Raw genomic sequence first — 16,206 nt, forward strand, 5'->3', positions numbered from 1 at the left:
TTTGCGTGCTTCGAATTAACCATCGGTAGCTATTGATCGGTTACCGGTGGGTAGTTGCTTCCGGGCCGGTCTTGTGGCGTCAGCGGGGCTTACGCGCGGACAAGGCGGCGGACAACCCTGTGTCCCTGTGTATTTGTATCAAAACTGCAGTTCAGAACTATTTTACGGCCGATGGGCGAATTGGACTGCCGGTTTGTTTCTATCGGCTCGAACGGGGATTTGTTCCGTAACTTCATCTTTCATCTCCGATTATTCGATTTATCCGGGCTGTTGCAGCTAACCTGTGGTCGCTGTTTGGAAAACGACCGCGCCCATGGCTCTTTCGCAGGACGTGGTCTCGGTGCGTTGACGGGATGGCAAATGACTTCTGGGCTGGGTATCAGCATCGGCACGGTGAACGTGGTCTCGGCGCGGGTCGGTGAGCGCGAGCCTCGGCCGGTGGTGCGGACACGGCGGACGGCGGTCGGCTTCGACTGCCGGGGCAGCGCCCGGCTCGGCGGAATCACCCGATTCTCCACGGCGGTCAACGAATTCGCCGACCTCGGCCGTAATCCGGAATCGGTGTACGTGGACGGCCGGATCTGGTCGCCTGCCACGATCTTCGCCTCGGTGGTGCAGGGGCTGGTCGCCGCCGAACCCGCGACCGGAGTGGTGGCCACTCACCCAGCCGGCTACAGCGCCAAACAACTCGATCTGCTCCGGCAGAGCCTCGATCTCGCGGGTGTCGGTCACGTCCAGCTGGTTCCCGAACCGGTGGCCGCCGCGCACTGGCTCGATACCGAATACGGCCCGCTCGAGACCGGCTTCGTCCTGGTCTACGACCTCGGCGGGAACAGCCTCGACGTGGCGGTGGTGCGCACCGGGATGGACTGGCCCGATCATCCCGTGGTCGGAAAGCCGGTGCGTTCCTACGATTTCGGCGCCCGGCCGCTCGGCGCCATGATCGCCCGGTGCGCCGGTGACCGCGCGATCGGCCCGGCCGAACCCGAAACCGGGACCGTTTCGCTGATGTCCTTCGTCGACCCCGAAGGCCTGCGTCGCGAGCACATCCGCGATTCGCTCGAAGTGGTGCGGTCGGCCGTCCGCTCGGCCGGTGTCGCCCTCTCCGAGATCGACCGCGTGCTGGTCGTCGGCGGTGCCTCCCGGCCGCCGCAGGTCGCCGAAACACTCGCCGAACTGGGATTGCCGGTGACGATCGCCGCCGATTCCGGGCAGTGCGTCGCGCTCGGCGCCGCCGGTATGGCCGCGGAAAGTGTTGCCGTCGCGTCCTCGTCCCGCGTCAAGCACGCGCCGATCTTCTCCGGTGCCGCGGTGTTCTCCGCGGTCGCCATGTCGGCGGCCACCATCCTCGGCAACGGCGCCGCCGATACCGCACGCCCGGACCAGGACCGGATGCCGCTGCAGATGCCGGGCGCGGTGCTGTACGAAATCCACGGAGAGGCGCAGGTGGAACGCTCCGGCGCCGGATGGAGTGTGTCGTACGCGCCGCTGGACGCCCCGGCGCAGATCGCTCCGGCGGGTGTATCGCGGCAGTACGGGCCGTCCATGCCGGGGGCCCCGGCGGAACCCGCGAAACCCGGCACGGACCGTCCGGCGCGTACCGGTACCCACAACGCACCCGGGGATTCGCATACCGGGCCCGAATCCAAGTACAGCAACCCCGCCCGATTCGACAACCCGATTCCCTTTGAACACCCCGATATCCCGGCTCGGCACGACACGGAATCCGGCGAAGCCGAAACCCCGGGAAGTCAGCTCCCGGATCCGCCCGGCCCGGATGATTCACCCGTCCTGAATCCACCCGGTGAACAATCCGGCGGGGAAACCGACGGAGGGGAGGAGGGCTCGGGCAACGACTACGGGCAGCTGCCGAGTCTGCCGGATATCGGTGCCCCCGCGGCGCCGGAGGTACCGGGCGGAAGTTGGTCCGAGAGTGGGGACTGGCCGGGCGGCGGCTGGTCGGCGCCGGGCGATTCCGGTGACAGCGCCGGGCCGGGGTCCGGAGACGATGGACCCGGAACAGATGAGCCGGGTGGTTTTGGTTCCGGTGGTTTCGGAGGCGACTCGGGTGGTTCGGATTCGGGCGATTCCGGCGGTTTCGGCGGTCACTCGGGTGGTTTCGGCGGCTCGGACAACGGCGGGTCGTCGAACAGTGACTCCGGCGGTTTCGGTGGTTTCGGTGGTGGTTCGGACTCCGGCGGCTCCGACACCTCGAGCGGCTCGAAGTCCCGGGGCTCGGATTCCGGCGGCTCCAGTTCCTCCGGCAGCGACGGAGGGCCGTCCCGAGGTAAGGGTTCGCGAGGTAAGTCGTCGGGTGGGGGATCCGACAACTGACCTCGCGCTCAGCTCGGCGGGGAAGCCCCTGAGGCAATGGTCGCTACCCGGCACGACGCCGATCACCCGGCATCCGGACCCGTCCCGGACGATTGGAGCTAACTGGTCGACGGGAATACGCGCTGCAGGGGAACCGGCTGGTCAGTCGGCTGGCCTGGGATGGCAACCCGATCCGGGAAAATCCGGTACCGCGGATTGCGGTCGGCGGGAGAATATGCGGTGTGGATATCGACGGGGGCCCACCGCGGCTTATTGCATTGGATGTGGACGGGACGCTGCTCAAAACCGGTGCGCCGGTGAGTGACCGGGTGTCGGCGGCGGTTCGTGCCGCGATCGCCGATGGGGCGCATGTCGTGGTGAGTACCGGACGAACGGTGGTGTCGACCCGGCCGGTTCTGGCGGAACTCGGCCTGATCCGGGGGCACGCCATATGTTCCAACGGGGCGGTGCACATCGATATCGAAGAGGACGAGCCGAGAGCCGTGCACGCCTTCGATCCGCAACCGGCGGTGACGGCGCTGCGGGAACTGTTCCCGGACATGATCTTCACTGCGGAGCAGGTCGGGGTGGGGGTCTGGGCGACGGGGATGAGCCCCGGCGAGTACTACATCGGCGGAGACTATGTGGTGGTCGACCACCACACGTTGTGCAGCGTGCCCACCCCGCGGCTGAACTGCTGGTGGCCCGAGGGTTCGGTAACCGAGATGCGCCGGTTGCTGGAAACGCTGGCGGTCCCGGATATCAGCTGGGTCTACGGTGAATTCGGCCCGTGGCTCACCATTTCCCGTGAGGGAGTGTCCAAGGGATGGGCGCTGGAGCGGCTGCGCCGGGCGCTCGATATCCCGCGTGCGGCCACCCTCGCCATCGGCGACGGGTTCAACGACCGTGAGATGCTCGCCTGGGCAGGGCATTCGGTCGCCATGGCCAACGCGCCGGTCGAGCTGCACGCGATCGTCGACGAGGTGACCGCCGATGTCACCGCCGATGGGGTGGCCGCCGTCCTGGAACGATTCTTCTGAACACCGACACCCCCTCTCTGCGGCACCCCGGCGGCTCGGGCCGGGAGCGGTGGGGCGCCGGTGGCCGCGGTGTCGTATCGATCCCACTCGGCCTCGGCCGAGCCGGGTTCGGGGGTCGATCTCGCGGGTGCTGTGACCAGGATGAACTGCCTCGAACAGCGGCTATCTATCCGGATGTCGTGCCGGCCGCATGTTCGCGTAGCCGGCGCTTGTACACCTTGCCCGAGTCGTCCCGGGGCAACTCCTCGACGAGGTGAACTGCGGCGGGCACCTTGTAGTCGGCGATCCGGTCGCGGAGCGCGGCGCGGATGCCGCCGGGATCGAGTACGGCGCCGGGCCGGGCCAGGACGTAGGCGGTGACGGCCTCACCGAGGTCACCGCTGTCGGGCAGCCCCAGGACCGCGACGTCTTCGACGCCGTCGAGCGCCATGATCGCATTTTCGATTTCGGTGGGGTAGATGTTCACACCCCCGCGGATGATGATCTCGCTGGAGCGGCCGGACAGGTACAGCCAGCCGTTCTCGTCGAGGTGGCCGAGGTCGCCCACCCAGATCATGCCCTCGACGGGGCTTTCGGGAGCGCCGCGGTTGAGGTAGGTGAACCGCGGCCAGTAGTCGGCGCCACGCACATACACGCGACCGGTTTCGCCGGCGGGCAGCGTGTTCCCGTGCTCGTCGGCGACCAGTACCGCCGAACCGTCGACGGGCCGGCCGACCGATCCGGGATGCTCCAGCCACTCCGACGCCGAGATCCAGGTGACAGTTCCCGTTTCGGTGTTCCCGTAGAACTCCCACAGCGCATCCCCGAACCAGTCGATCGCGGCTCGTTTCACCGCCGGTGGGCACGGGGCGGCGGAGTGGATGAAGTGGGTCAGGCTCGAGACGTCGTAGCGGGCCCGGACGTCCGCGGGCAGTGAGAGCAGCCGCGACAGCATGGTGGGCACCACTTTGGCCTGCTGGATCCGCTTGCGGTCGATGTGCTGGAGGAACTTCTCGGAGTTCCAGCGCGGCATGATCGTGATATCCGTGCCCATCCGCAGCGCCAGCACGGCGATGGCGTTCGGGCTGGTGTGATACAGCGGCCCCGCGACGAGCATCTGCCCGCCGGGCGCCAACCCCATCCGCTGCGCGGTGCCCCCGGCGATGGACAACAGTTGGTGTGGGGTCATCCGCTCCCGGAACACGCCTTTGGGAGCGCCGGTGGTACCCGAGGTGTATATCAAACCCATCGAGTCGGCGATCGCCCCGTCGATATACCCCAGCGGTTCGATCCGGGAATCGATCCACTCCTCGAGCAAGGGGTGGCGCCCGGTGGGCCGCCCCAGATTCCGGTCCAAACCCGCCTCGGCGAGCAGCTCCTCGGGCATCGCCACCTCCAGCAGCGGCACATCGCTACTGATCTGCTCGCGGGCAGCCTCGACGACGGGCACGAACTCGGTGTGCGCGATCACGAGCCGGGCCCCGCAGTCGCCGAGCACATGGGCAACCTCCGCCGGCCGCCAGCGGGTGTTGATCGGCACCGGGTTGCCGCCGCAGCCGGCGATCGCGAGCGAGATCTCCAGGAACTCGATATCGTTGCGCGCCATGACCGCAACCCGGTCACCCCGCTCGACACCCGCCCCGGCGAGCGCGGCAGCGAGCCGTCCGGCTCGGTCGTGCGCATCGGGTTGCGCGCGGACGCGGGCGCCGCAGGTGATGGTGGGAACCGGAGCCTCGTTCATATACCGAAGTCTGCCACCAATTTCTACTTGTGATGATGCCAACGAATCCGGCCATCGGCGGCGATGAGCTCCGCGAGCGCGAGGACCGGTCGCCACTGCCGGTCGTTCGCGATCATGGTGGTGAGATGCGGGACCACCAGCATCTCGGCGTCATGCTCGGGAATGTGTTGCGCGGCGATTATGGCGCTGGACGGGACGATCCCGACGTTCTCGGCGGGATCGTCCCCACGACGAGGCGGGGCGGCGGACATCGCTGTCATGTGCGGGCTTGGTGCGGAAAAATGCGCGCACTGAGGGCGGTATCCATAACAACGCCAATGCTGCCGAGTGTGTCAGATGTCCGACGGCGACCGCCCAGAGGTACATGGAGCCGGCTGTGGCGGAGACCATCGCGGCGCAGATCACGAAGACCAGGAGCAGTGTCAACGCAACCCGTGCCCATCGTCGGCCGAGCAGAGTTTTCCAGCCGAGCCAGACGAAGACGGCGACGTTCGCGAGATGGAGGATGTAGGTATAGGCCAGTGAGGCGATCCAGGCGAATTCCATCTGGTCGGACGTCGAATCCGGGTTTGCTTGCGCGATAGTGGCTTCGACGCCTGCGCGGTCGAAGGTCATGACGATCGGTAAGGCGATGAGCGCGACGATGCTCACGAGACCACAACAGGTCAGCCAGTGGAGCGGGGCGGGAGCGTGGTGCCAGGTGGTGGCGATCCGGGATCGGTGTGCATGGGTTGGCGGGCAGGCCATTGTTGCTCCAGAGATAGTGTGTCCGGCTCGTTGCCGGCAGCGGCGCGTGTTCAGGGGGAAGCGTCCGGCTGGCGAGGGCGCAGTCCATCGGTGTGGTCTCGCAGTATCCGTACCGCGAGCTCCGGGGTGAGTAGTGCAGTCCGCGCTTGTAGCTGAAGCGCCAGGCCGTCGATGAGCGCAGCCAGTCGCGGTATCTCCCAATCGAGATCGAGGTCGGATCGCAGGTGCGCGCGGATGCCGTGATGTCGCAGAGCGTGCCGGCAGACTTCATGGATGCCGGTGGCTGTGCTCTCCCTCATGTGTAGCGACTGCGGGCCGGCGCCGCCTTCGGCGAAGAGGGCGAGGTTGACGTCCATCTCCAGTCGGCGCTCGTCGTCCAGTGGCAACAGTTCGCACAGCCAGGCCACGAGATCAGGGCTCTGTTCGGTGTTGTGCTTTTCGGCGCGGGCGCTGAAGCGCTGGTGTACCAGCTCCATCGAGAACGCCAGCAGGTCGGCCTTGGTGGGGAAGACATGGCGCAACGATCCCGTCGACAATCCGGCTTCGGCGGCCACGGCGCGCAGCGACACCCGAGTGACGCCCTTCTGCTGGATTACTTTCCAGACCGCGGCGGCCAACTCAGTCCGCCGCTGGTCATGGTCGATCAACATCGGCACAAGATTATGTTAGCACAGTTGAGTTACCAAAATACGTGAACGGAAGCGCGCCTCACAGACGAGCACCGGCACCCGAATCGCCGGGGCAGGTGCGATGACATCGCTGGGTGGCTGCGGCGGCACTTTCCGAAAACGGATCCCGGGACACCGGCCCGCGTGGACTCGGTGGTGGGCGTCGTCACCGCGAGGACGGCTCGAGGAACTCGCGCCAGCGGGCAGCGGAGCGTTCCATATCGCGGCCGACGCTGCCGAGGTATCGTCCCATGGCCTGCAAACGAGCACCCGCGGGAGATCCGGGAACCATCAGGGCAGCACCCCGCACGGCAGCCTCAGCGAGAAGATCGTTCGTCCGGATACTGGCCAGCGTGGCACGATGCCAGGTCTGATCGTCGAGCGTGTAGCGGTCACGACGAGTACCGGGATCGCGTTCTCGCTGGATCAATCGCTGTCCTTGGAGATACGCGACGGCGGTGGAGACCGACGCCGGACTGACACGCAGCTGCCGGGAGAGTTCCGCGGCGGTGCTGCTGCCCGCATCTGTGATGTAGAGGTAGGCCACGATACGCGCGCTCATGTGTGGGAAGCCCGTCCGCGTGAACAGTTCGGTGAGTTCGGCGGCATACGCGGTGACGGCTTCGTCCTCGTTCCCGGTATTTGCCGAGCGGCTTTCGAACAAGGGCCGCCGCGGGCGCCGGGCGCGCGCCGTGGTCGCGCGATGAGCGCGTTCTGCGCGGTATCGCCCGGGACCGCCGTTTCGGGCAACCTCGCGGCTCACCGTGGAAGTGGGACGACCGAGCTGCCGAGCAATCTCGGCATAGGCCAGCCCCGCCGCGAGTCCGGCAGCGATCCGCTGGCGATCGTCCTGCGTCAGTCGATCTCCTGGCATATCGATGCTCCTTCTGTCCTCCACCATTGATCGAGTATGCATTCAAAGCCAATATCATTGCAACGATTGCCTGCAGTAATTGCATTGACCCTCATGATCATTGCAATTCAGATACATCCTATTTGCTGCTGAAATGCAGATACTCATGACAATTTTTATTGGAACTTTTATGAACGCAACGTAGCCTTCGTAATATCCTGAATAACAATGAAGGGTTCGCGACCATGACGTCCACCTCATCCCCCGTGCAGTTGCCGACCGACCATCCGGGCGGGTGCCCGTTCGCTCCGCCAGTCCAGCTGGCCCGGCTGCGCGAGCAAACCCCACTGGCCCGCATGGAGTTCCCCGACGGACACATCGGCTGGCTGGCCACCGGTTACGCCACCGCGCGCGCTGTCCTGTCGGACTCCCGCTTCAGTTCCCGCACGGAGCTGGTCCACTATCCGCTGGCCGATGTCGGCACGGATCTGCCGTCGGCGCCGGTCGGCGACCTCACGGGCATCGATGCGCCGCAGCACACCCGCTACCGGAAACTCCTCGCCGGAAAGTTCACGGTGCGCCGGATGCGCCTGCTGACCGAGCGGGTGGAATCGATCACCGATTGGCATCTCGAGGCTATGGAGGACGCAGGGGGCCCGCTGGACCTGGTCGAGCGCTTCGCCCATCCGATCCCGGCGCTGATCATCTGCGAGCTACTCGGTGTGCCGTACGCAGATCGAACCCTTTTCCGGCAACTCGCTGTCCGGGCGAGCGGCGTGGGCGTGACCGTCGCGGAGGCCCTGGCGTCATATGCGGAAATGCAGGACTACATCGGCAGTCTGGTGACGGCGAAGCGCGCCGAACCCACCGATGACCTGCTCAGCGAGCTCACCGGCACCGATCTCACCGACGAGGAACTCGCCGGAATCGGCGCCTTCCTTCTCGGCGCCGGACTCGACACCACCGCGAATATGCTGGCACTGGGGACATTCGCACTGCTGCGCCACCCGGAACAACGTGCCGTACTGCGCACCGAACCCGAACTCGCCCACCAGGCCGTCGAAGAGCTGATGCGATACCTGAGCATCGTGCACACCAGCGCTCGTGCGGCCCTCGAGAACATCGAACTCGAAGGACAGATCGTCGCCGCCGGGGAAACAGTGGCGTTGTCCCTACAGGCAGCCAACCGCGACCCATTACGCTTCGACGATCCCGACACCCTCGATATCCGCCGCAACCCTGTCGGTCACCTCGGTTTCGGCCACGGTGCACACCAATGCCTGGGCCAGCAACTCGCGCGCGTAGAGATGCGCGTCGCACTGCCCGCATTGATCTCCCGGTTTCCGACGCTACGGCTTGCCGTACCGGTGGAGGAGGTGCCGCTGCGCCACGGCCTCGATATCTACGGCGTGTACACGCTTCCGGTCACCTGGTGAGGAGTCGAACGGATGGAAATCGAAGTCACGCGCGAGTACTGCATCGGCGGCGGAATGTGCGCACTGAACGCACCCGATATGTTCGACCAGGACACAGTCGAGGGCAAGGTCGTCGTGCTGGCCGACGCGGTGACCGAAGACCAGCGCGCAAGATTGCTACGAGCAGTGGAGGCGTGCCCGGCGGGTGCGATAACTGCTGCCCACCCTCGTGAATGAACAGCCGCACCCGCAGCAGTGCCGACCGTGGGCCTGTCAGCCGCGTGCTCCCTCGATAATTCGCCAGGCTGTCGGGGATGAACCCGAAGCCGTCGGCGACCACCGTTGGGACGCACTGCTGGGCGGTAGAGCCGAATACGTGAGCCCTCGTGCCGAATTCCCCGTCCCCAGCTGGGCCGCCTCCCCTGACCGGTTCCTGGCGCGATTCTGGTTCGTCATCGACGACATCCTCGGCCGGCCCATGCCGGGCCTGGATATCGCCGCATTCGTCTCGGCGCCGCCGGAACTGGCGAACCGAGGTGTTTTTATCGACCGCTCGTCCTTGGTGAGTGTATGAGCGAGTCAGGCCCGGAAGAGGTGGCGCAGCGTGCCCGTGAGGTATTGCCAGAATGGTCCCAGAAGCGGTCGCCCGGGCCCCCACAATCAGTCACGTGATGCCCCTTCGGGCCACACCACCGTGATGGGCATGCCCCGCTCGCGGGCGACGGCTACGACATCAGCTGTGCCGCCGTAGCCGCGTGCGGGCTTCCCGTCCCAGACCGCAATCAGTTCGTCTGCCTCGTCGAGCATCCGGACGCTGCCGGCCTGGTGTGCCTCCGAGTCCGATTCGACGTGGTCGAGTGTGATTACCTGTGCTGCTGACGAATACAGGTCGTCGTAGAGCGCGTGATGCTCTGTGGGCAGGCTTTCCCGGTACTTCTGCGCTGGGACCACAACCACCAGGGATCCACCGACATCCAGGACGGCACGTGCGAACGATGCATCGGGACCGTCTGCGATACAGCTGATCCCGACCAGCTCTCGACCTGCACGATTCTCCAGCTCCGCGTGCAGCTGGGTCTCCACCGCAGCCGTGGTGCGCTCGGGTAGACCGCGGTGTCCGGTGATGGCTATCCGTGTCATAGGTCGTCCTGGTAGTAGAGGGCGGCCAGTGCGTCGTCCAGGGCGCGCGCTTCGCGGGTTCGGATCGGGAGACTGGCTCGGTACTCCCGTGCGAGCCTAGTGATCCGCTCGCTGCGGTAGCGCAGACCGACCCCGAGTGCCTCGGCTGCCAGCGCGCACCCGCCCTCGACGTCGCCGCCCCGTGTCAGCACGTGCGCCTGCTCAACCTGGGCAGAGCCCGGGGCTTCGCGGCGGCGAGAGCGGGTTGGGCGGCTGCGAACGCTTTGTGTCAAGGTTGATTCAGCCATTGCAGGTACCAGTCGGCGAAGCCGGGCGCGAAGGGGGAGACGCCACCGTCGCTGCACCGCCCGTCCTCCCAGAGTGTGCCCCGTTGGGGCCCGTTGAGAACCAGCCGGACCATGTATCCGCAGCCCTGGTGAGACACGTTCAGGGAACCACGAATGTGGGCTGGGTCGAAATACTCTTCTTCGGATTCGGGTGTACCGTTGCTGAGCTCATTCCAGGATTGTGTATGCGGAAAGGCCCCGGCGAGAAACCCGGGCACCAGATCCTCATTGTCATAGATGGCGAGATCGGAACGATCGAGGCGGAAAATACCGTAAAACGGGCCCGCACCTCCGTCCCCGACCTCCAGGACGAAGGACCGGTAGTCCTCAGGCAGCGCCACACCGTGTCGTGTCTCGAACGCCGTGACTTCGGATTCAGGCAGTGGCTGATTCAGCAGGTAACGGTGGCCGATGGCGCCGAATCGAGTGAACTCGATATCTGCACGCCGTAGGAAGGCAAGTCGTTCGAGGATATCCGCTCGATCCCACACTACGATCCCACCTCGGTCGAGCCTGAGCCCTTGCATAGTCGAAAGCCGCACCAACTCGAGGGACTCTACGCACCAATCGCCAAGAACACCTGGGCCCACCACCTATCGGAGTCGAGGCAACACCATCTTCGGCACCTCTTCGGACACAGCCACGGCACGGTCGGATGGGAGCCCTGCCGATGCGGAGGTCCCTGCACATACACCTGCGGCACCTGCAAAGACGTCGTCCAATGGCCCGAGAACGCGCGGCCGGAATGCGAAGACGGCACCTTCGACAACCGCGCCCGGAACCATCTACCTGCCGACGACGTCCAACCGGGCTCTGACCTACAGCGGTAGATCGAGGATCAGCGCATCGAAGACGGGCGCGTCATCCCATCCCGGGCGCAGCCAGCCGACGCGGTACCAGCCCCACTTCCGATAGCGCGCGTATGCGCGTTCGTTGTCCGGCTCGACCAGAAGCGTGGCCCGCTGCTCCGGTCGCCCGCGCAGTAGCTCGTCGTGCAACGCGCGGGCGATGCCGCGGCCGGTGTGTTCGCTGCACACCATGATCTCCGACAGTGCAAATGTCCGGTGCCCGTCTTCTGCGGTGAACTGCGTCGTATCGCCGTCGTCGAGGTGCACGCCGTCCCAGCCTTCCGCGCCGGGCCGCAGCGGCCAGCCCCAGGACTGTCCGGCCGGTGCGCCGTCGAGGTAGGCCACGACGAGGTCGAACCCTGGCAGCCGATCGGGTGCTGTGTAGGCGTCGAACCTGTGCATGAACGCCTCGGGGGAATCGAACGGGTCGCCGGAGGCGATTGCTTCGGTGTAGGAGCGGCGGTAGATGTCTTCGACGGTGGCTCGGATCTCGCGGGCCTGGGCGGCGGTGTAGTGTCGCATTTCCGGGGCGGCGGTCATACGATTTCCTTTCGTGTGGCACCTTCCAGTGCCACGAACCGGTCGTTGAACTCCTCGGCTGCCGGGTGGTCGGTGTCCCGCAGCGGTTCCAGCACGCGCAAGGTCCGGTCCGAGGTGACATTCTCGAACTCAGCGAGCACGCCGGCGCCCACGGCCAGGGCTGTCGAGAGATCGCCCAGTTGGGCGTGGGCCACCGCCGCGTGGGCGCGGTCGTTGACCGCGTTGCGGGGTGCCCTCTCCTCGGCCGCGGCGGTCTTGAGGAGTTCGATGCTTTTCCGTAGGTCACCGACGTCGCCGTAGCCGCGTGCCTCGTGCCCGCGGACCTCGGCGGGCGTGACGAACCGCAACTTCTGCGGGCACTGTTCCATCGGCTCGAAGTTGATGGCCTGCTCCATCTCTCGCCACGCCGTGGCGATCGCCCGGCCGAAACCCATCCGATCACCGAGCAGCCCTCGCGCCTGCGCTTCCCGTACGGCGATCAGGGCATGGATCCGGCCCGGCGGCCGGCCGCGCATCAGGGTGCGGGTCCGGTCGATCAGCTTCAGGGCTTGATGCGGGCTGCCCTGACCGTTACGGGCGAGGGCAATGGACTGATTCGCCGCAGTCACGCAGGTAAGGGCGACCAGGTCATCGTCGCCGGCCTCGCTGGCCAGCGCGAGTGCATCGGCGTAGCAGCGTCGGGCCACCGGGTGTAGGTCGGAATCGTAGGCGAGCCAACCGGCGAGCACGGCGAGATGGCCTGTGGCTGCGGCGAAGGAGTTGCCCGTCCGGGTGTCGTAGCTCGCGGTGTCGAGGGTGTGCTTGGCATGGGCGAGCTGCCGGAGCGCGACTTGGACCAGGGCCCCACCGCCGATTCTCTGGTCTTGCTCACCCAGTTCGTCGGCAGCGGCCATCAGCCGCTGCGCGTCCGCCGGCCCGATATGGTCTCCGAACGGCCAACCCACCGCGGACACGGTGACCGCGGTGGCCAGTTTTCCGAATTCTCGACGTCTCACGTCACTATCGACTTCCCACGCATACATTCCGAACGCCGTGCCCGGCTGGTTCACTACCTCCGCGCTGCTGGGCACCAGATCGTTCGAGGCGATCTCTGCTTGATACCGGGCACGTTGTTCACTGTCCAGGTCGCGCAGCATTGTGTCGAGCGCTTCCGCCGAACGGCCCCGCACGGGCTTGTCCCATGTCGCCTGATGCCATTTCTTGATAGTCGGAAGCCCGTACCCCGCGCGCTCGGCGAATTCCTCCTGGGTTTCGCGGAGCGCGGCGATACGAAGCGCCCTGACTTCCACGCTCGTCCATCTACTGACGATCATCCCAGCCCCTTGGGTCGCGTCCGCGTATCCGTTATCCGAAGCGTATTACCTCTGTATCCCTTGCGGCACTCCAACTTTGCAGACAGTTACGAAATCCTGGAATCAGCCCCGGCGCCGGGCCGATAAACCAGCCAGCCGTTGTCGCATACCGCGGCCCGCATCCCCGGCGCCGGGTGCTCGCCAAGACCTCATACGGGGAGAGGACCCGCCATGCATGAGCGACCGAGTGCGCCCGGCCGCCCACCGCGCAACCGCGCCATCGCAGGAGCTGTCGCACTGCTGCACACCGAATTACCCGACCTGCCATCAACGGTGACTTCCCGCAGGGCCTTATCCGTCGATGTCCCCGGACCGCCTCCTTGCGCGTCACGACAACCATCACCACAGAGGTCTCAGATGACAGAGATCCCCGCCGATATCGCCTCCGAAATCCGGCCCAGCATGTGGGCCAATGGCTGGCCTCACGAGAAACCGGAGCGGCCCCTCAGCGTGTCCGAGGCCCACCAAGCGATGCAAGGGCACAAAGAGTGCTCGCTGGAGCACTGCCCCCGAAAGGCGGCAGCGCACACGGTATTGGTCGCCGCGGGACAGCTGTCCCCGGACCTGGGGAGAGGCCGATGACCGCCCCGGCCGGCCCGCCTGCCCGCTCTCACGCGGCTGCGATAGCACCCCGGAACCCGGTCGACACCGACCCCACGTTGTCGATGTTCGAGGACATTCCGGAGGTCGAGGTTCTCGAAGAGGTGGCTGCGGCGCTGCGCTCCCTCGACCACAACGGTGAGGCGGCATGAACCATGCGTGAACCGGCACCATCCACGGCGGCTCGCACCCCGGTCGGGGTCGATACCACCCGGCCGAACGTCTCCCGTGTCTACAACTACAGCCTCGGCGGGAAAGACAATTACCCCGTCGACCGCGAGGCGTGGAAGCAGATCAGCGAGGTCGCACCACACATGATGAACCTGCACCGGATGAACCGGGCCTGGGTGGCGCGCGCTGTCCGCTACGCCGCCCAGAATATCGGCATCGACCAGTTTCTCGATCTCGGCGCCGGTCTGCCTGATTTCCGGAACACCCACGACTTCGCGCAGGAGTGGGACCACCGCGACGTGCGGGTCGTCTATGTCGACAACGATCCGGTGTGCGTCGCGCACGGGCGCGGATTACTGGAACGCAACGACTGTGTCCACTACGTGCCGGGGGATCTGACCGAGCCTGAACAGATCTGGGAGAACAGCGATGCCCGCGTCTACTTGGAACTGGAACGCCCGGTCTTCCTACTGGTCAGCGGGGTGCTGCATCACCTCGGCGACGACCAGCGGCCGGGTGAACATCATGGCCCGCTACGCCCACCTGCTGCCTGCGGGCTCCTACGTGGCGCTCACCCACTACATCGACCCCGGTCCAGACGACGCTGACAAGCATCTTCTGGCCCGGGACGTGGAGCAGGCGTTTCTCGATTCGGTGGGGTCGGGCTGGTTCCGTACCCGGGCTCAGATCCTTGATCTGTTCGGTGGCCTCGAACTCGTGCAACCTGGGCTGGTCGCACTTCAGCACTGGTGGCCGACGGGCCCGTACCGGGATTTGGAGCCGGAAGAACATCTGATGGTCGGCGGGGTGGCCTACAAGTCTCGTACGCCGCTTCGGGTGGTGTGATGCACGATCGGATCGGCGGGCCCGACGCTGCGCCGTATCGTCTACTGATCACGTTATCCAGTGGTCAGGCCGTTGAGGGGAAGGATCGGCAAGTGAACAGTATCGACAAAGCTGCTCAGGAGGATCCGGAGTGGGTGGTGTGGTCGAGTACGGAACATATCGCCGAGGCGATAGATCGTCTGTTCACCGAGACTTTGCCGAGGGTTCCGGCCGACTGGAAGACGCTCTCGGAGCGAGTCGTCGGGCCCATGCCACAGGGGGTTGACCGGTACAGCAACGAAATGGCGCTGCACTGGATCGACGATGTGTTCGACTTCTTCTTCCCCGACGAAGACTCACTGAGCGAACCCGAACGCGCCGATGCCGTGACGCAGTTCGTGGCCTATATCGGCGACTACTTCGTGCGGCACTGCGGGGGCCGGTGGGTCAACAGGCCGTCTGAAGCGGTGCTTTTCGACTTCGGCCCGACGATCTATTACGACTGGACCGGGGAGTCCGATAACCCCGAGGACCTACTGTTCAGTGCCGTCGAACAGGGGGACTTCATGCATGTGACCTTGGAGTGGTATTCGCGGTCTATCGACTATGCAGAGGCGCACGGACTACCGCACGAAGGCCGCGAACTGCGTCGCAAGTACGGCCGGGGATGACCGGGGTGCGGGGGGATGCACACCAGTGATGATGACCGCCGACGCAGAGAAGCGGAACTCGCCCGTAAAGAGCAACGCGAAGCCTCCAGCCGGGCACGCGACTCGAACGACAAGGGGCGGTGGTTCCACCACGGGATAGCGGAGATTCGTGGTGAAACCCGTGAGAATGGTTGGCGGCACGAGCAATCCGTCAGGTTGCCATCCGGCCGGGAGCGGATCCACGACAACGTCCGGACTGTAAATGATCGCGAATTCAGGGAATACAAGGGCGGCAAGCACGTCGGCGGCGAGTTCGTCATGGAACAGATTTCCAAAGAACGCGAAGGTCTCCAGGCAGATCGGAAATCCAGCGGATCCTGGATCGTCCGGGAAGGTGCCCTCGATCCGGCCGCCCGAAGAGAACTGGAGAAGCTGGAAAGAGAGTTCCGAGGCCGGTTCCGCGTCGAAGAGATCAGCAAAGAGCAAGCAAAAAGGGCATTGGAGGTCGGGAAAGACCTCGAGCGCAACCCGAACCAGCTCGAACTGGTCGACTCCCAGGTACTTCGCCGTGAGCAGCTGGCCAAGGAGCGGCGAGAAAGGATCCAAGCCAAGCAGCTCACCAAAGCGGCTGCCCAGAAGGCTATGGAACAGCGGGACCGGGAGCGCCGAGAGCGGGAGGCTCGGGAGCGGACCCGGGAAGCCGCAGACCGCCTGGGTGAGTATGCCCGTAACGCTCGGGAGGCCGCGTCCCGAGGCGAACGAGTTCCGATGACCGGTAGGGAGGTGGCGGATATCCTCGCCGTCTCCTTTCCGGCGCCTCCGGGGGAGAGATCTCCGCAGCAGGAATCCCCGCAGGCCGGCTCAGCCCGTTCTGCCCGCGAACGTCTCCGAGAGCGGGAGCGTCGCCTCGCGCGGGAACGTGGCCTGTGGCGTGGACATGGCCGAGCGGCAGGACGTTGAAGTCCAGCCCGCCACCAGTTTTGCCCCCTTCATCCGGT

Annotated in this window: 19 protein-coding genes; 10 read left to right on the forward strand and 9 right to left on the reverse strand. The window is 65.7% G+C overall.

The genetic code is table 11. From position 1 onward, the window contains the following. Positions 1-360: 360 nt before the first annotated feature. Both ACIA75_RS09415 and ACIA75_RS09420 read left to right on the forward strand, forming a co-directional pair. Positions 361-2,334, forward strand: coding sequence for an Hsp70 family protein (locus tag ACIA75_RS09415; RefSeq protein ID WP_397101820.1), 1,974 nt, complete (start codon positions 361-363; stop codon positions 2,332-2,334). Between the two features lie 221 nt (positions 2,335-2,555). Continuing rightward, the gene (locus ACIA75_RS09420; protein WP_397101822.1) at positions 2,556-3,353 is read left to right on the forward strand and encodes an HAD family hydrolase; all 798 of its coding nucleotides are present in this window, start codon (positions 2,556-2,558) and stop codon (positions 3,351-3,353) included. Positions 3,354-3,519: 166 nt separating this feature from the next. On the opposite strand, the gene ACIA75_RS09425 is transcribed toward ACIA75_RS09420, so the two are convergent. The 4 genes from ACIA75_RS09425 to ACIA75_RS09440 form a co-directional block, all read right to left on the reverse strand. Then, positions 3,520-5,073 (reverse strand): AMP-binding protein, encoded by a 1,554-nt coding sequence (locus ACIA75_RS09425; RefSeq protein ID WP_397101825.1) that lies wholly within the window; start codon positions 5,071-5,073, stop codon positions 3,520-3,522. Positions 5,074-5,223: 150 nt separating this feature from the next. Next, positions 5,224-5,724 (reverse strand): hypothetical protein, encoded by a 501-nt coding sequence (locus ACIA75_RS09430; RefSeq protein WP_397101827.1) that lies wholly within the window; start codon positions 5,722-5,724, stop codon positions 5,224-5,226. Between the two features lie 146 nt (positions 5,725-5,870). After that, entirely contained in the window at positions 5,871-6,470 is a 600-nt protein-coding gene (locus ACIA75_RS09435; RefSeq protein ID WP_397101829.1) for a TetR/AcrR family transcriptional regulator, read from the reverse strand. A 184-nt stretch (positions 6,471-6,654) separates the two neighbouring features. Continuing rightward, a complete protein-coding gene (locus ACIA75_RS09440) occupies positions 6,655-7,362 on the reverse strand; it encodes a helix-turn-helix domain-containing protein (protein WP_397101832.1) in 708 nt (235 codons plus the stop codon). Positions 7,363-7,586: 224 nt separating this feature from the next. Between ACIA75_RS09440 and ACIA75_RS09445 the strand changes: the two genes are divergently transcribed. The 3 genes from ACIA75_RS09445 (at position 7,587) to ACIA75_RS09455 (ending at position 9,330) form a co-directional block, all read left to right on the forward strand. Continuing rightward, the gene (locus ACIA75_RS09445; RefSeq protein ID WP_397101834.1) at positions 7,587-8,777 is read left to right on the forward strand and encodes a cytochrome P450; all 1,191 of its coding nucleotides are present in this window, start codon (positions 7,587-7,589) and stop codon (positions 8,775-8,777) included. Positions 8,778-8,789: 12 nt separating this feature from the next. Further along, positions 8,790-8,993 (forward strand): ferredoxin, encoded by a 204-nt coding sequence (locus tag ACIA75_RS09450; RefSeq protein ID WP_397101837.1) that lies wholly within the window; start codon positions 8,790-8,792, stop codon positions 8,991-8,993. A 139-nt stretch (positions 8,994-9,132) separates the two neighbouring features. Then, positions 9,133-9,330, forward strand: a complete 198-nt coding sequence (locus ACIA75_RS09455; protein WP_397101840.1) for a hypothetical protein — start codon at positions 9,133-9,135, stop codon at positions 9,328-9,330. Between the two features lie 86 nt (positions 9,331-9,416). Here the strand turns inward: ACIA75_RS09455 and ACIA75_RS09460 are convergent, their stop codons facing one another. The 5 genes from ACIA75_RS09460 to ACIA75_RS09480 all read right to left on the reverse strand — a co-directional run bounded on the left by ACIA75_RS09460 (position 9,417) and on the right by ACIA75_RS09480 (position 12,923). Continuing rightward, a complete protein-coding gene (locus tag ACIA75_RS09460; protein ID WP_397101842.1) occupies positions 9,417-9,896 on the reverse strand; it encodes a hypothetical protein in 480 nt (159 codons plus the stop codon). Beyond that, the gene (locus ACIA75_RS09465) at positions 9,893-10,087 is read right to left on the reverse strand and encodes a hypothetical protein (protein WP_397101844.1); all 195 of its coding nucleotides are present in this window, start codon (positions 10,085-10,087) and stop codon (positions 9,893-9,895) included. Before ACIA75_RS09465 ends, ACIA75_RS09460 begins: the two co-directional genes overlap by 4 nt. A 77-nt stretch (positions 10,088-10,164) precedes the next feature. Beyond that, positions 10,165-10,713 (reverse strand): SMI1/KNR4 family protein, encoded by a 549-nt coding sequence (locus tag ACIA75_RS09470; RefSeq protein WP_397101846.1) that lies wholly within the window; start codon positions 10,711-10,713, stop codon positions 10,165-10,167. 327 nt (positions 10,714-11,040) lie between these two features. Next, positions 11,041-11,610, reverse strand: a complete 570-nt coding sequence (locus ACIA75_RS09475; RefSeq protein WP_397101848.1) for a GNAT family N-acetyltransferase — start codon at positions 11,608-11,610, stop codon at positions 11,041-11,043. Then, a complete protein-coding gene (locus ACIA75_RS09480) occupies positions 11,607-12,923 on the reverse strand; it encodes a hypothetical protein (protein ID WP_397101850.1) in 1,317 nt (438 codons plus the stop codon). The genes ACIA75_RS09475 and ACIA75_RS09480 overlap by 4 nt, the downstream gene beginning before the upstream one ends. 617 nt (positions 12,924-13,540) lie before the next feature. On the opposite strand from ACIA75_RS09480, the gene ACIA75_RS09485 reads away from it, so the two are divergent. From ACIA75_RS09485 to ACIA75_RS09505, 5 genes are all read left to right on the forward strand, one after another. Next, entirely contained in the window at positions 13,541-13,714 is a 174-nt protein-coding gene (locus ACIA75_RS09485; protein ID WP_397101852.1) for a hypothetical protein, read from the forward strand. A 3-nt stretch (positions 13,715-13,717) separates the two neighbouring features. Continuing rightward, entirely contained in the window at positions 13,718-14,341 is a 624-nt protein-coding gene (locus ACIA75_RS09490; RefSeq protein WP_397101854.1) for an SAM-dependent methyltransferase, read from the forward strand. Then, positions 14,298-14,579, forward strand: coding sequence for an SAM-dependent methyltransferase (locus ACIA75_RS09495; RefSeq protein ID WP_397101856.1), 282 nt, complete (start codon positions 14,298-14,300; stop codon positions 14,577-14,579). The genes ACIA75_RS09490 and ACIA75_RS09495 overlap by 44 nt, the downstream gene beginning before the upstream one ends. A gap of 92 nt (positions 14,580-14,671) precedes the next feature. Next, positions 14,672-15,229: a hypothetical protein gene (locus ACIA75_RS09500; RefSeq protein WP_397101858.1), complete on the forward strand. Its 558-nt coding sequence runs from the start codon at positions 14,672-14,674 to the stop codon at positions 15,227-15,229. A 15-nt stretch (positions 15,230-15,244) separates the two neighbouring features. Then, positions 15,245-16,168 carry a hypothetical protein gene (locus tag ACIA75_RS09505; RefSeq protein WP_397101860.1) on the forward strand — a complete coding sequence of 308 codons (924 nt, stop codon included), beginning with the start codon at positions 15,245-15,247 and terminating at the stop codon, positions 16,166-16,168. The last annotated feature ends 38 nt before the right edge of the window (positions 16,169-16,206 follow it).

Origin of the sequence: Nocardia sp. NPDC051750 (assembly GCF_044453135.1) — a bacterium.
Lineage (GTDB): Bacteria > Actinomycetota > Actinomycetes > Mycobacteriales > Mycobacteriaceae > Nocardia.